This is a genomic window from Polaribacter septentrionalilitoris (genome assembly GCF_009832745.1).
In the GTDB taxonomy this organism is placed as follows: domain Bacteria; phylum Bacteroidota; class Bacteroidia; order Flavobacteriales; family Flavobacteriaceae; genus Polaribacter; species Polaribacter septentrionalilitoris.
The window spans coordinates 210,555-226,606 of sequence record NZ_VRMJ01000041.1 but is presented as its reverse complement, the minus strand read 5'-3'; the positions used below and the strand labels follow the sequence as shown (position 1 = coordinate 226,606).

At 31.7% G+C, this 16,052-nt stretch carries 15 protein-coding genes; 2 read left to right on the top strand and 13 right to left on the bottom strand.

Annotation, left to right across the window (positions count from 1 at the left end; all coding sequences use genetic code 11):
* The first annotated feature begins 95 nt into the window (after nucleotides 1-95).
* Nucleotides 96-524, top strand: a complete 429-nt coding sequence (locus FP421_RS11180) for a DUF2141 domain-containing protein (protein WP_159950648.1) — start codon at nucleotides 96-98, stop codon at nucleotides 522-524.
* 38 nt (nucleotides 525-562) lie between these two features.
* Nucleotides 563-1,186: a tetratricopeptide repeat protein gene (locus tag FP421_RS11175; RefSeq protein WP_159950646.1), complete on the top strand. Its 624-nt coding sequence runs from the start codon at nucleotides 563-565 to the stop codon at nucleotides 1,184-1,186.
* 81 nt (nucleotides 1,187-1,267) lie between these two features.
* On the opposite strand, the gene FP421_RS11170 is transcribed toward FP421_RS11175, so the two are convergent.
* The 13 genes from FP421_RS11170 to kynU form a co-directional block, all read right to left on the bottom strand.
* A complete protein-coding gene (locus FP421_RS11170) occupies nucleotides 1,268-2,356 on the bottom strand; it encodes an amidohydrolase family protein (protein ID WP_159950644.1) in 1,089 nt (362 codons plus the stop codon).
* Between the two features lie 38 nt (nucleotides 2,357-2,394).
* Entirely contained in the window at nucleotides 2,395-3,237 is an 843-nt protein-coding gene (locus FP421_RS11165) for a metallophosphoesterase (protein ID WP_159950642.1), read from the bottom strand.
* On the bottom strand, nucleotides 3,230-3,769 hold the full coding sequence (locus tag FP421_RS11160) for a 3-hydroxyanthranilate 3,4-dioxygenase (RefSeq protein WP_159950640.1): 540 nt from the start codon (nucleotides 3,767-3,769) through the stop codon (nucleotides 3,230-3,232). Before FP421_RS11160 ends, FP421_RS11165 begins: the two co-directional genes overlap by 8 nt.
* 152 nt (nucleotides 3,770-3,921) lie before the next feature.
* Nucleotides 3,922-4,701, bottom strand: a complete 780-nt coding sequence (locus FP421_RS11155; RefSeq protein ID WP_159950638.1) for an SDR family oxidoreductase — start codon at nucleotides 4,699-4,701, stop codon at nucleotides 3,922-3,924.
* Nucleotides 4,702-4,703: 2 nt separating this feature from the next.
* Nucleotides 4,704-4,922: a DUF6500 family protein gene (locus tag FP421_RS11150; RefSeq protein ID WP_159950636.1), complete on the bottom strand. Its 219-nt coding sequence runs from the start codon at nucleotides 4,920-4,922 to the stop codon at nucleotides 4,704-4,706.
* Nucleotides 4,915-6,357: an aldehyde dehydrogenase gene (locus FP421_RS11145; RefSeq protein WP_159950634.1), complete on the bottom strand. Its 1,443-nt coding sequence runs from the start codon at nucleotides 6,355-6,357 to the stop codon at nucleotides 4,915-4,917. Before FP421_RS11145 ends, FP421_RS11150 begins: the two co-directional genes overlap by 8 nt.
* An 11-nt stretch (nucleotides 6,358-6,368) precedes the next feature.
* Nucleotides 6,369-7,874 (bottom strand): M20/M25/M40 family metallo-hydrolase, encoded by a 1,506-nt coding sequence (locus tag FP421_RS11140; protein ID WP_159950632.1) that lies wholly within the window; start codon nucleotides 7,872-7,874, stop codon nucleotides 6,369-6,371.
* A gap of 4 nt (nucleotides 7,875-7,878) precedes the next feature.
* The gene (locus FP421_RS11135; protein ID WP_159950630.1) at nucleotides 7,879-11,022 is read right to left on the bottom strand and encodes a VPS10 domain-containing protein; all 3,144 of its coding nucleotides are present in this window, start codon (nucleotides 11,020-11,022) and stop codon (nucleotides 7,879-7,881) included.
* A 52-nt stretch (nucleotides 11,023-11,074) separates the two neighbouring features.
* Nucleotides 11,075-11,479, bottom strand: a complete 405-nt coding sequence (locus FP421_RS11130) for a RidA family protein (protein WP_159950628.1) — start codon at nucleotides 11,477-11,479, stop codon at nucleotides 11,075-11,077.
* Between the two features lies 1 nt (nucleotide 11,480).
* Complete coding sequence (locus FP421_RS11125; protein WP_159950626.1) at nucleotides 11,481-12,002, bottom strand: DUF1697 domain-containing protein; 522 nt, start codon at nucleotides 12,000-12,002, stop codon at nucleotides 11,481-11,483.
* A 145-nt stretch (nucleotides 12,003-12,147) separates the two neighbouring features.
* A complete protein-coding gene (locus tag FP421_RS11120; RefSeq protein ID WP_159950624.1) occupies nucleotides 12,148-13,572 on the bottom strand; it encodes an FAD-dependent oxidoreductase in 1,425 nt (474 codons plus the stop codon).
* Nucleotides 13,556-14,767 (bottom strand): S41 family peptidase, encoded by a 1,212-nt coding sequence (locus FP421_RS11115; RefSeq protein WP_159950622.1) that lies wholly within the window; start codon nucleotides 14,765-14,767, stop codon nucleotides 13,556-13,558. Before FP421_RS11115 ends, FP421_RS11120 begins: the two co-directional genes overlap by 17 nt.
* Nucleotides 14,764-16,026 carry a kynureninase gene (gene kynU / locus FP421_RS11110; protein ID WP_159950620.1) on the bottom strand — a complete coding sequence of 421 codons (1,263 nt, stop codon included), beginning with the start codon at nucleotides 16,024-16,026 and terminating at the stop codon, nucleotides 14,764-14,766. The genes FP421_RS11115 and kynU overlap by 4 nt, the downstream gene beginning before the upstream one ends.
* Nucleotides 16,027-16,052: the final 26 nt, after the last annotated feature.

The following is a 16,052-nucleotide window of genomic DNA, read 5'->3' as shown; positions in this document are numbered from 1 at the left end:
ATTTTACAACTCAGAAACAAAAAACAACAATTCGGTATTGTTCTTGTGTAATACTCACAAAAACATCAGATATTTGAATCATCAATAAACAAACTATGAAGAAATTATTTTTAATTACAATTTTTATTTTGAGTGGTGTATTCTCTACCCAAGCTCAAGAAGAAACTTTCGATTTAACTATTGAAATCACAGGAATGGATACAGATACAGGAAAAGTTTTTATTGCATTATACAACAATAAAGAGAACTTTTTAAAATCTAGTAAAGACACAAAAGGAACAAATGCAGTTGTTAAAAACAAAAAAGCAGTTGCTTATTTTAAAGGATTAAAAAAAGGTGAATATGCAGTCTCTTTGTTTCATGATGAAAATGATAACAATAAAATGGACACTAGAATATTTGGGATTCCAAAAGAACCTTATGGTTTTTCTAATGATGCAACTGGCTTTATGGGGCCTCCAAAATTTAAGGATGCCAAATTTATTCTTAATTCAGACAAGACAATTTCAATCTCTGTAGATTAAATAAAAAAAAAGTTTAACTTTTTAAATATCAATTAATTATGAAAAAAATACTTTTATTCATTGGGATAGTTATGTCCTTAAATGTAAATGCGCAAACAAAATATCAGAAAGGAATGCAAAAAGCATTCGGATTATGGGAAAAAGGACAACTTACTGAAGCTTCTCAATTATTTGAAAGAATCTCAAAGGCAGAACCTACAAAATGGTTGCCTGCATACTATGCTGCCACAGTAGAAATTTTAGGAAGCTTTGGTTTGAAAGATGAAGCTAAATTAACGGCAAAACTAAACAAAGCACAAGCGTTTTTAGATGAAGCCAAGGCAAACTCTGAGAATAATCCAGAAATCATCATTACTCAAGCTTTATTAAACTTAGGATATATCGCTTTTGATGGTCAAAAATATGGAATGACATTGTCTGGAAAAAACAATATGTTATATGCAAAGGCTTTAAAAATCGCACCAAATAATCCAAGAGTTATTTTAGGAAAAGCGGAATGGGAAATGGGTGCAGCTAAATTCTTTGGAAAATCAACAAAACCATATTGTGAGCAAATTAAACGCGCCATTGAACTAGGAAAAAAAGAGAAAATTGAAACCGAATTTTACCCTAAATTTCAACAAAAAAGAGCTAAAGAAGTATTAAAACAGTGTCAAGGGTAATAAATCTGTCATTTCGAATAAATAATGAGGAGAAATTTTAATTAATTTACAAAGAGATCTCTCCTATTATCGAAATGACAATTATACTTTCAAAATCTTATTCACCAGATTTTGTTTTGCAACTTCATCATCACCAAATAACCATTGTAAGACGTTATCTTCCCAGATTTCGTCTTTTTCTTCTTGAGAGAGAATATTCCTCTCAATCGCTAAATCTAAAATTTTTCCAGGATAAGAAGATTGTTTGTCACTCTCCATTTCACCTAATGGATAAGGATCATCTAATCCCATTAAAATTTGTTTAGGACCTTGTCTTTTAAACATTAACCCTAATGAATCTGTATCGTGAACCAAAGTGTCAAAAAAGATATTTTTATGTCCTACTGCTTTTCTTGGATGTGATTTTCCTTCAAACAAATCTGGTCTTCCATCAAAACCTTGAATACGTCTTCCTAAATTCATTTGAGCCAATTGACCACCATGAGCAAAACAAGTTCTAATATTTTGAAAACGCTCTTGCATTCCATTTAACGTATAAAAATGATACGCATCTCCACATTGTGCCAACATCCAAATTAAATGAAAACGCCAATTGGTATTTTCTAATTTTATCATTTTATCTCCATCATAAGGATGAATTTCTATAGCTAGTTTGTATTTGTCTGCGAGCTCAAAAATCCGATCATTTTCTTCATCAAAAACGCAACGCCATTGCCCTATTGAATCCATAAAATGGGTTGGTAAACACAATACTTTTAAATCTAATTCTTCTACACAACGTTTCATTTCATCTAATGCCCCATAAATAAAACCAGGATGCACCACAAAACCACAAGTAAATTTAGAAGGATGTTCTCTTTGCACTTTTGCATTAAAATCGTTCTGAAAACGTAACGCTTTTTTCATTTCTTCTAAACGCAAACCATTTCCATACAGTTGAGACAAATTCAACACAACTGCATGATCTATTTTGTTGCGTTCCATCCATTTTAGTTTTTCATCCAAAAAAAAACTAGAATCGGTTACAGGGCGTTTCCATCCTTTTTGCAACATATGCTTGCGCTCATCATCTACCCAAAAAATCTCCTTGTCTTTCATAAACTGTGGAATTTCTTCTGGATAAGGTAATAAATGAGAATGACCGTTAATGCGTAATTTTCTTTTTTTCATCTTTAATTGATTATGAAGTTACTAAAAAAGGATTTCTTTTAGGCTTGTTCTAATTCAAATAAGGTAATTTCTGGCCTAACATTAAATCTAACTTGTCTTAAACAACCAAGAGCTCTATTAATATACAAAGTTCTACCATCATCTAAATCTATTTTACCAGCCGAATATTTTTCATTTTCTACAGGTAAAATTGGTGGTGGCAGAAAAGGGGGTTTTACTTGACCACCATGTGTATGCCCAGAAAGAATCCAACTGTCATAACCATTCCAGACGTCTAAATCACATACATCTGGGTTGTGACATAGCGCTACATAAGGTTTGTTTTTATCTAAGTTGGCTGTGGCTTTTTTAGGATAAAAATTAAAGCTCCAATAATCATCTATTCCAATAAAATGTAAACCTTGATAACTAGTTTTACTATTTCTAAGCACATCTATTTTATGTTCTTTTAAAATTGAAATTACATTCTGAGCTACTTTTTCTTCTGCCCAATTTTTTCCATAATCATGATTCCCTAAAACGCCAATTGTACCGTATTTTCCTGTTACAACGTGTTTAAAGACAGTACGTAATTGCGTAAACTGTTCTTGGTTTTCATAATCTATAAAATCACCAGTATAAACCACAAAATCTGGGTTTAACTTTTGAGCTTTTTTAAATGAATCTATTAAATAATTATAATCAAATCGATTACCTACATGAATATCGCTAATTTGCATTAATTTTTTACCAATTAAATGTTTGGGCAAATTTTTAATGGGCATTTTAAGGGTAACAAATTCTAACCAAAAAGGTTCTAACTGCCATGAATAAAAACCGGTAAAAAGACCAAGTCCTAAAACAGAATACATACTTTTCTTTAAAAAAGTTTTTCTATTCATTTATTTTTACTTTTTGGGGTTTTTCCATAAAAGTTCTACATTTATTACAAGTGCATTTTTCTTTATCAGAGTAAAACTTATCGAAAATTACTGGCATGTCTATTTCAATATTTTCTAGTTTAAATTCTTCTCTATACAATTGATTTCCACAATTTTCGCAATACCATTCTAGGGCATCTAACATGCCTTCAGATCTTGGATATTCTATTACCAAGCCAACTGTATTTGGTTTTCTTTGAGGTGAGTGCGGCACTTTACTAGGTAACATATAAATGTCTCCTTCATTAATTTCTACATCAATCATTTCTCCTTTATCATCTATAATTTTTAAAATCATATCTCCTTCTATTTGATAAAAAAACTCAGGAGTTTCATTGTAGTGATAATCTTTTCTGTTGTTTGGTCCACCAACCACCATTACAATATATTCGCCATTGTCCCAAACTTGTTTGTTACCAACTGGTGGTTTTAATAAATGTCGATGATCATCAATCCACTTTTTAAAATTTAAAGGCTGTACTAGTTTGCTCATATTATTATTTTTTGGGCGTTCCCTAAAGGTCGGGCTTTTCGTTATATCTTTTTATTTGTTCTCGATACAAATTTGTTCATACTTCACAAATTAACTCGAACTGACATAAAAAGGATGTCACTTCAATCCCTAACGCAAGTTTTGTTATAAATTTACAAACTTTTTGTTCTTCCGCCATCTACAGGAATATTAATTCCGTTGATATAACTTGCTTGTTCACTTGCTAAAAACACGATAGCAGCAGCCACTTCCGCTGGTTTTGCAAATCGTTTTGCTGGTGTTGTATTTTTCATAGCTTTTACAACCTCATCAAAAGGTTTCCCTGTTTTTTGAGCTTTGTTATTCATAATTTCTTTTAGACGTTCTGTGGCTGTTGCCCCTGGTAATACATTGTTAACGGTGATGCCGAATTCGCCCAACTCGTTTGCCATGGTTTTAGACCAACTAGCCACAGCACCTCTAATGGTATTGGAAACTCCCAAACCGTCTAAAGGTTGTTTAACAGAAGTTGAAATGACATTAATGATGCGTCCAAAACATTGCGTTTTCATAAACGGAACTAAATTTTGTACTAAAATATGATTGCACTTTAAGTGTTGAGTAAATGCCTTTTCGAACTCTTCTATTTTAGCATTAAAAATAGGGCCTCCTGCAGGACCTCCAGTATTGTTCACTAAAATATGAAATTGTAATTCTGAATTTGCTAATACACTTTTTAACTCATTGGGTTTTGAAAAATCGGCAACCAAATAACCATGACATTGTTGTCCATTATTTTTTAATTCTGATAAAACTTTTTTTAGCTTTTCTTCATTTCTGGCTATTAAAGTTACGTTTGCTCCTTCTTCTGCCAATAAAATTGCAGTTGCTTTGCCTATACCTTGTGTGCTACCACAGACTAATACGTTTTTGTTTTGTATGTTTAAATTCATGTTTATAAATTTTCTAAAATCATTTGTTTAATCTTAACAGCTTTTTCAAAGTGATCTAACGCATGTGTTTCAATCCACCAAGTGGCAACTTCCATTAATAATTTAGGATTGTCATTTTTATTCTTGAAAAACGCATAGAATGACAACCCAACATTTTCTCCTTTTTTAGCAATTTTTTCATCGCAAACTTGGATGATTTTTTGTTTTATTTCTTTATTCATATTTGATACAAATATTCTTAGGTTCTGTAAAAAATCTGAGTGCTTCAAAACCCCCTTCACGTCCTACTCCACTTTCTTTAGCCCCACCAAAAGGTGTTCTTAAATCGCGTAACATCCATGTATTTACCCAAACAATTCCTGTTTGTAATTGTTTTGCAATTTGCATCGTTCTATTTAGATTGTTTGTCCATAGAGTTCCCGATAATCCATATTTTACATCGTTGGCTAAAGTTAAGGCATCTTTATCAGTTTTAAAAGACATTATGGTTACAACTGGACCAAAAATTTCTTCTTGATTTAAACGACATTTATTGTCTGTTATTTCTATGACAGTTGGCTGAAAGTAATATCCGTTTTCATAATTAGGTAAGGTTACTTCTAAACCACCAGATAAAATTTTTCCGCCTTCCTGCTCAACAATATCAATATAACTTTTCACTTTTTCTAAATGTTGTTTAGAAACTAATGCTCCAATATCTGTTGATGAATCTGATGGATTTCCAACTTTCAAGTCAGCTACTTTTTGAATAAAATCTTTTTTGAATTTCTCATAAATACTTTCTTCAACTAAAATACGACTTCCACATAAACAAATTTGTCCTTGATTTGCGAATGAAGAACGCACTGTCGTTGCTAACATCTTTTCATAATCGCAATCTGCAAATATGATATTTGGGTTTTTTCCGCCTAATTCTAAAGATAATTTTTTAAACATAGGTGCTGCAACTCGTGCAATGTGCGCTCCTGTTTTTGTGCCACCTGTAAATGAAATTGCTTTAATTTTCGGGTGTTCTACAATTGCTTGACCTGTGGTTGTACCTAATCCATGAACAATATTTAAAACGCCTTTTGGGAGACCAACTTCGTTGCAAATTTTTCCTAATAAATGGGCTGTCATTGGTGTTACTTCACTTGGTTTTGCAACTATACAATTACCTGCTGCAATGGCTGGTGCAATTTTCCAAGTAAATAAATAGAGTGGTAAATTCCAAGGAGAAATACAACCTACAACACCAATTGGTTGTCGTAAAGTAAAATTGATGGCATTTAATCCTACGCTTTCGTGACTTTCTGATGAAAATTGAGTAATGGCATTTGCAAAAAAACGAAAATTACTTGCTGCTCTTGGAATATCAACTTGTTTTGCCAAAGAAATCGACTTGCCATTGTCTTTAGATTCTGCTTCTGCCAAGAAATCTAATTTCTCTAAAATTAAATCGGCTATTTTTGATAAGATTTTACTTCTTTCTTCTAATGTGAAATTACTCCATTTTGGAAATGCTTTTGCTGCAGCTTGATATGCTTTTTCTACATCTTCTTTTGAGGAATTTGGAATTTGCCCATATACTTCTCCAATTGCTGGGTTGTAGTTATCTAACCAACTATTAGAAATTGGATTTACAAATTCTCTATTGATGTAGTTTTTAATTTTCATTTGAAAATATTTTAAAATTCCGTTTCTAAAATCGATAAACAAATTTTTATTCCTTGTCTAATATTGCCTATTCTAATATTTTCATTCGGGCTATGTTGATTGTTATCCATATTTACCATAGGTACAATAATGGCAGGAATTTTCAATTTATTTATGGCAGGAATAATAGGTACTGTGCCTCCCATAGTTCTAATACTTACAGGCGGTTTTCCGAAAGTTGTGGTTAAACTTGTTCTTAATTTTTCTCCAAAAGGAGAATTTAGTGGAGTTCGAAATGCATTTACTCCAGAATTTGCTATAAAAGTTACTATTTTTTTATGCGCTAATCGTTCTTCATCTGTTGGTTTTCTATCCAACACTAAAAAACCTTGTTTTTTAATGTGCTTTTTTATCTTTTCTAATTGTGCTTTTCCATCTGTTTCTGATACTAATCTTACATCAATATCTGCTTTGGCATATTCTGGAATTACGGTTTTTAATCCTTTTCCTTTCCAAGACGTTCCTATTTGACGGATATTTAAAGATGGATATTGCAGTGCTTCTTGATAAGTATTCCCTACTTTTTGAGCCTCAGTTATCACCAAACCTTTATTAATAAACTCTGTATCATCTGGAACTGATTTTAGTATTTGTTGTACCTCATCACTAATGAAAATTCCGTTATAATAATCTTCAATCAACACTTTTCCGTCTTCAGATTTCATACTTGCTAAAAGTCTTGATAATGTAAACACAGGATTTGGTGTGTAATTTCCATAATGTCCACTATGTTGAGGCAATTTTGCACCATACGTAGTAATGCTACAAGTGGCAATTCCTCTACAACCAAAAGTTAAGGTTGGCTGATTGGAATTGTGTGCAGGACCATCCATAATAATCATATAATCTGATGCATAGGCATTTTTATATTTATCTAGGGTTGATAAAAATGCATTAGAACCATACTCTTCTTCTAAATCAAAAATTATTTTAATATTGAATTTAGGGTTTTGGTTATTGGTCTGTAAGAGTTCTAAAGCAGATAGAAACATTGTAATTGGTGCTTTATCGTCTGCTGCTGCTCTAGCAAAAATGCGCCAATTATCATTAATTTCATTTTGTAAATTATCCCAAGAAATGGAATTCCAATTGCCATTCTTTGACTGCTCTTTTAGTTCTGGAATAAATGGATCTTTCTGATTCCATTTTGCAGGATCAACAGCTTGTCCATCTAAATGAAAATAAAACAATACCGTTTTGTAATTTGGATTAACTTCTTTTTCTGCAAACAAAACAGGTAATGTTGTTGCTTCTAAAGTTTTGAATGAAAAACCAACTTTTTTATAATGCTTTTTTACCCAAGCAATATTTTTGTACATATTTTGTACATCTTGTGGTAAATTGGGAATGCTTACAAATTCCTTATGATTTTGTAAAACAGAATATAATTTAACATCAATTTGATTGTCCCATTTTTGTTGCGCAAAAAATGAAGAACATACAAAAGACAACAATATTAAAATTTGATATTTTTTCATGATTTTAATTTTTCTTCAATATCAAAGCAGGAATATGCAACGATTTAAATAAATCATTATAGGCTTTCATATCTGTTTTAATAATTGCATCTCGCTCTGTTTTATAGACTTGCCAATCTTTAAGTAAATCTTTATAGCGTTCTTTTGCGCCTGATGTAACTTTAGGATTTGCTTCATCTATATAACTTTTCAATTGAATTAACTGTGCATTCAATTTATTATTAAAATTGATGACATCTTGAAATGTTTTTTGTTTTGCTTGAATCAAGTTTTCTTCCCAGCTATTAATTCTTTTTAATAAAGCTTTTCCTTTTTCAAGAAGTGCTTTGTTATCGTCTTTATCTTTTAAAAGTTTTGCATAGTGATTCAATTGTTTTTTTGCAGATCGCATTTCATTTACAGAACTGTGCATGTCTTTTAAAATAGCATCAATACTCACTAACATTTCTTGTTGTTCAGCAAAATCTTTAGTATTTGATTTAATTGCAGGATTTGGCAAAATAGTCACTTCAGTTTCTGCAGTTTCTTGGTTTAAAGTCAGACGTAATGTGTACTTCCCTGGAGCAACAGTTGAACCTGCATGACCTCCAAAAACAAATACTTCATTCACTGATGGAATCGCCTCTCTTTGAAAATCCCAAGTAAATCTATTGTATCCTTTCTTTGAAGGTAAAACCTGAGGTTTTGAGGGTCCCCCAGGCCAAGATTTAAATCCTTTTGGCTTTTTATTGGTGTAAGTTCTTATCACTTTTGAACCTTCTAAAACCTCTAATTTTAATTGTAAAGTATCAGCATCTTTACCCAAATAATAATCAAACGTGACTCCACTTTTTGGGTTTTGACCTTGACCCACTGCTTTAGATTGTCCTCCAATTATTCTATAGGTGTTTTTTGGTTTATAAATTTCAACATCCTTGTTATTATTAACCATATTTTGTAAGACTGCTAAATCATCTAAAATCCAAAATCCACGACCTGAAGTAGCTGCCACCAAATCGTTATCCTGAATAATTAAATCATTAATGGCAACTATTGGAAAATTTAGATTGAGCCTTTGCCAAAAAGCGCCATCATCATTAGAAACATATAATCCTGTTTCAGTTCCTGCATACAACAAACCTTTGCGTTTTTTATCAGCTCTAACTACTCTTACAAAACCATTTGGATCGTTTAAACCCTTTACAATTTTTGTCCAAGATTGTCCATAATTATTAGTTTTAAAGATATAAGAATTCAAATCCATAGATTTGTATCGCATCACAACAATATAAGCTGTTGCAGGATCGTGTTCGGAAACATCAATACTATTTATAATTCCACCTTGTATTTCTTTTGGTGTGATGTTTTCCCAAGTTGCACCTCCATTTTTTGTAATATGTACCAAACCATCATCACTCCCTGCATACAAAACTCCTTCTTGATGTTGCGATTCTACTAAAGCAGTTAGCGTATTGTAATTTTCACCTCCTGCAGCTTCATTTGTGTAAGGTCCACCTCCTGCACCATGTTTGTCTTTTTCATTTCTTGTTAAATCAGCACTAATTTTTGTCCAATTTATTCCTTCATCAGTGGTTTTAAAAACTACATTTCCTGCGTGATAAATTGTTTTTCTATTATGAGGTGATGTAATAATTGGTGCATTCCAATTGTAACGATATTTAGCATCTTTTGGAGCAATACTTAAGCCTAATTCTGGATATTCTTTAATTGATTTTTGTGTTCTTGAAGATTTTGTCCACTTACTTATATTTCCTTGATAAGTTCCTCCATAAACAATTTCTGGATTATTTGGATCAAAAGCAATAAATGCACTTTCACCACCAGCAACTGAATACCAATCTTTCCAATCAATTCCAGCATCATTAGTTCTACTTGCAATTGCAATTGCTGAATTATCTTGTTGACCACCATACAAATTATAAGGAACTAAATTATCAGTGATTACTCTATAAAATTGAGATGTCAATTGATTCTGCTGCGTACTCCAACTTTTTCCGCTATTAAAAGAAATGTTTACTCCACCGTCATTCGAATTAATCATATTTTTATTATCATAAGGATTAATCCAAAGATGATGATTGTCTCCATGAGGAACAGGAATATTGGTAAAGCTTTTTCCTCCATCAATAGATTTCATAACTGGTGCATTTAACACATACACTACATTTTCATTTTGAGGATCAGCAAAAATTTCCATGTAATACCAAGATCTAGCAATATTAACTCGATTGCTATTTACTTGAATCCACTTTTTACCTGCATCGTCTGACCTATAAACTCCTCCTTTTTTTCCTTCTGCTTCAATAACAGCAAATACTCTTTTAGAATTTGCTCGTGACACAGAAATTCCTGATTTACCAAATGCCTTAGGTAATCCTGATTTCATTTTTTGCCAAGTATCTCCACCATCAATAGATTTATACAATCCTGAATGTTCTCCTCCAGATTCCATATACCAAGGATAACGTTTATGTTGCCACATAGAAGTGTATAAAATTCTAGGATTATTCATATCCATAGTTAAAGAAGAAGCTCCTGTAAATTCATTTACATATAATACTTTCTCCCAATTTTTTCCTCCATCTGTAGTTTTATAAATTCCTCTTTCTTCAGAGGAAGCATATTGTGCTCCTTGTGCAGCTACATAAATTACATCTGGATTTGTAGGATGAATAATCACATCAGAAATATGACGTGTTTTTTCTAAACCTAAATGCTCCCAAGTATTTCCTACATCCATAGATTTGTATACTCCATCTCCCATAGAAGTCATTACTCCACGAGCAGCATGTTCACCCATTCCAACTACAACAATATTAACATCACTTTCAGAAACTGCAATTGAACCCACAGAACCTGTTTTAAAAAATCCATCTGAAATATTTTTCCATGAAATACCATCATCTGTAGTTTTAAAAACTCCACCTCCTGTGGAACCCATATAATAGGTGTGAGGTTGCCCAATAACACCTGTAGAAGTTACGCTTCTTCCTCCTCGAAAAGGGCCTATATTTCTCCATTTTAATCCGTGAAATAATGAATCTGTAATTTTTATAGCAGGTTCTTTTCTTTTCTTTTTTCTTTTTTGCGCATTACTTGATAATGGTATAAAAAAAATACAAATAAGAAGTAGTTTGAGTATTTTCATTGGTTGGTATTTAATAATTAATAGAAATATTTCTTTAAGCAACTTTATTCATCTATTGTTTCTTATAAGCAGTAACTTTAATTTCAACCACCAAATCTGGATGTGGTAATTGATGCACAGCAACAGTGGTTCTTGTTGGGCCAGTTTCTTTCTCAAAAAATTCTGCGTACGCTTTATTATAGTCTGCAAAATCATTCATATTTACTAAAAAAGAAGAAACATCTACCACATCTTGTAAACTTGAGCCGAAAGTTTTTAAGTTTTTATCGATGTTTTCTAAAACTGCTTTTGTTTGCAAGTATGCATCTAATTTTTTTGTTCCCATTTCATCAATAATAACAACACCTGCAATAGTGTTGTCTGCTCTTCTTGAACTTGTTCCTGAAACAAAAATAAAATCGCCCACAACTTTTATATGTGGATAAGCGCCTCTGGGTGTTACTTTTTTTTCTGACATATTATTTTGTTGCTATCTCTAGTAATTTTATAGTTGTTCTTAAATTTCTTGTTGTTGCTATTAAATTTAATTTTTTCTCAATAATGTTGTTTGTTAGCTTTGTTTTTCCAAAACCTGATGGACAGTATAAATAAACAATATCATCGATTATTTTGTATTTGTCTCCTCCTATATTTTTAATATCAATTGTTTTTTCATTTGAAACTTGATTCAAAAATGCAAATGCAACTATTTTTTCGTTTTCAGTTGAAAAAGGATACTTTTCAATCGCATTTTCCCATTCTGAAATGGTTCTTGCTAAAACTGGAACATCGAAACCAAATTTGTCTTGTATTCCGTTTTTAATTTGATTACAAATGGCTGTTTTGTCTAAAGCTGATTCTAAAATAATATTACCACTTTGAATGTATGTTTGCACATTTTTGAATTGTAAATCATTTAACAATTCACGCAAATCTGCCATCGGAATTTTGTTTTTTCCTGATACGTTAATTCCGCGAAGTAAAATGATGTATGTTTTCATTAATGTTATAAACTTGCTGTATCTTAATTCTTATTCAATGTTTTTATAAACGAGTTTAGCCCTGATTGCAGCATTTGTTTGAGCTCTTTTTTGCTTTTTCAGCAAAAAAAGCGAGTGCGAAAAGCAGGATTAGCTTTAAAAAAAATTATAATCCCGCAATTTTATCTTCTCTTAAAATTTCTTCTGTTTCTACTTTTACCTTTTCTAAAATAACCTTTAGTTCGTCTTTTGACATGTTTAAATGTGTATGAACTTCATCATCTGCAATTAAATTTAATAGTGCTTTATCTTGTGCTCTACCTCGATTCATAGCTTCATTGTACCCCATATTTTCATTAAAAGTTACCAAAGAGTATTTAGAGGAATATTGAGTTGGAAAGTTTTTTTCCAAGTCCATTTCTATTTTTCGTTTTTCTTTAAACAACGGATTTGCAACATGGTCTTTCATTTCATAGAAATTGTCAATCGCTAAATCTGCAATAGCATCTGTATCTTTTTTACGTGCTTTTTGATAGGCTTTAAAAACGGATTCCCAATTAAAGATTTCTCGACTGCGCTCGAAATGACAAAGAACTTCATCAAAAACAAAAACATCTTCAAAAGAAGCGTTCATACCTTGTCCGTAAAAAGGTACAATTGCGTGTGCTGCATCTCCCATTAACAAGGTTTTATTTTGATAGCTCCAAGGACTGCATTTTACGGTTCCTAAAGGTCCTGTTGGATTGTTTGTAAACTCTTCCTTTATATTCGGAATTAAAGCCAAAGCATCTGGGAATTCTTGCTCAAAAAATTGAGTGATTTTTTCTTCGGAAGTTAAATTATTGAAATTATATCCACCTTCATCATAACTTAAAAATAGAGTTACTGTAAAACTACCATCCATGTTTGGAAGTGCTATCAACATAAAATCGCCTCGAGGCCAAATGTGCAAATGCCCTTTACTTATTTGGTGATTTCCATTTGTATCAGCAGGAATTTCTAGTTCTTTATACCCATGATTTAAATAATTCTGAGAGTAACTAAATAAAAATTTACGCTCAGAGATATAGCTTTTTCGTAAAGAGGAACCTGCACCATCTGCACCAAAAATAACAGTTGCATCCACAGAAAATTCTTCTTTGGTTTTGTAATCTTTAAAATGAGCTATGGTATTTTCTATATCAACACGTTTACATTTTTTATTAAAATGAATGTTTACATTTTCATGTTTTTCTGCTTCGTCTAATAAAATGGCATTCAAATCTCCCCTAGAAATGGAATTGATAAACTCACCTTCTCTACCAGAATAATTAGAAGCAAATGTATTGCCATCTTTGTCATGCATTAATCTGCCATACATAGGTATACAAATTTCTCTAGCTTTTTCTTCCATTCCACACAAACGCAAGGCTTTTAAACCTCTGTCTGAAAGTGCTAAATTGATAGATCTACCTGCAGAAATATCTACTTTTCTTAAATCGGGTCTGCTTTCATAAACTTCAACTTTGTAGCCTCTTTGTGCCAATCTTAAAGCCAGTAAACTTCCACATAAACCCGCTCCTATAATTAGTATTTTATCTTTTTTGTCCATGAATTATTTGCATCACTTTTAAATAGGTTTCCTTGTAATTTTTCGTCTGAATTTGAGGTTTAAAATCCTCTCTTGGAATTTCACTTGTGCTATAAAGCTTCTCAAAAGGATAACAATATCTCAACTTAGAGTTTTGTAATGTTCTACAATTAATTGCTCCTAAAAGTTGCGCCATTTTTGTACCAACAACTGTAGCTGTGGAAATATTAGAAAATCCTTGTCCTATTGCTTCACCCACACTTCCTGTCCATCTACTTACTAAAACATACACAGGTTTTAAATAAGGTTTTTTTAAGGGCGATAGAATTTCAATATATTTTCTTTTAATACCAAACTCTCTTTCTAAACCAACTCTTTCATGAATTTGATAGGGAATTTCTTTCTGAATGAATTTCCCCATAATTGCCTTTGCTACATCTGTATTACCTCCACTATGTGTATTTCTTAAATCGATAATAATTGCTTTTGTATTTTGCAATTGGTCTACAGCTTTTGGAAATTGTTTAATTACATTATTATTGCCTAAAGAATTATTGATTTTTATATAACCAATATTATTTTTTAAAGTTGTAAACTCTAGTAATTTATTACTTTTTACAATAGCCGTTGCTTTTTCTAAAGCTACTGTTTTTATGTTTCCATTTTGACGCACAGTAATATTTCTAGGCTCATTATGTCTTCCTGTAAAAATTAAATTGGCAAAATATTCTTTTACTTCATCATTTGGATTTTTAATGGATTCTGGATAATTTCTTTTCAAAATAACTTCTAAATCCTCTCCATTTACCTTTAAAATTTCATCACCAATTTTTAATATTGATTCTGTAATTTTATAATCTTGTCTTATATCATCAATATAATATTTATTATTTTTTACAGTAATATGCGCATCTAAATCATTAGGAATTAACCGAAAAGAAAAAGCTAAATTTCTATTTAACGTAAAATGTGGATCATAAAGTTCATGTTTCATCAACTCTATTAAATAGGTAAATTCCCAATCTTCTTTTATAGAGGCTAATTTTTTCTTGTAAACTTCTTTTACATTTTTCCAGTTGGTTTGTTTGGCATCAAAATAGGCATATTCTATGTTGATGGTTTCCCAGAAAAAATTAAAATCTTGCTGGTATTTACTTTGCGCTTGCACAAAAAATACTTGCATCACAAAAAGAAAACCCATTAATTTTTTACTCATAAATATTTCTTTAAAATTTCAACCATTTGATAAACATCTTCAAAAGAATTATACATTGGCACAGGTGCACAGCGTATAACATCTGGCTCTCTCCAATCTGTAATCACATGATTTTCCATTAATTTTTTATGTAAACTTTTGTCGGCATTTTTTACTTGAATAGACAATTGGCAACCTCTTTCTTTTGGTTTTTTTGGAGTAATAATTTTAATATCATCAGAGCCAATTTCATTAATTAAAAACTCAAAATAACCTGTTAATTTTTCCGATTTTTCTCTTAAAGCATCCATACCAACTTCTTCAAACAAATCTAACGAAGCCAAAATAGGTGCCATCGCTAAAACTGGAGGATTACTCAATTGCCAACCTTCAGCTCCCGGTAACACATCAAAAGGTTGACGCATATTAAAACGTGTTTCTTTGTTATGATTCCACCAACCTGCAAAACGTGGTAAGTCTTTTTTGTATGCATGCTTTTCATGAACAAATAACCCTGCAATACTACCTGGACCCGAATTTAAATACTTGTAGGTACACCATGCTGCAAAATCAACCCCAGAATCGTGCAAATTGGGCTGAACGTTTCCTGCTCCATGCGCTAAATCAATTCCAACTACACAACCTTTAGCATGACCAATTTCAGCAATTCTCTTCAAATCTAAAAACTGACCTGTATAATAATTTAAGCCTCCAATTAACAGCATTGCAATTTCATCACCTTGATTGGTAAGAATTTCTTCTAAATCTTCTATCCTTAATAACTCTTCACCCACCCTTGGTTTCCAAAGAATTACACCTTCATCTGCATCAAATCCATGAAATTTTAATTGAGATTCTACAGCATATCTATCTGATGGAAATGCATCACTCTCAATAACAATTTTATACTTTGTTTTTGTTGGCTGATAAAATGAAACCATCAACAAATGCAAATTGGTTGTCAATGTGTTCATTATCACAACCTCAGGGGGTTTTGCTCCAACAATTTTTGCCATTTTATCAGTTAAATACTCATGGTAGTTTATCCAAGGATGTTTTGCTTCGAAATGCCCTTCTACACCTAAATTTGCCCAATCTTCTAATTCTTGACTGATATAGTCTTTGGTTGATTTTGGCTGTAAACCCAAAGAATTTCCCGTAAAATACAACCAGTCATCTCCATTTTTATCTTTTGGAATAAGAAATCGATTTCGTAAAGAAGAAAGTTTATCCTCCTTATCTAATTGTTTGGCAAAAGCCAACGAATTTTGATACTTCATTAATTTAGAAAAATGATTTTCTCAAA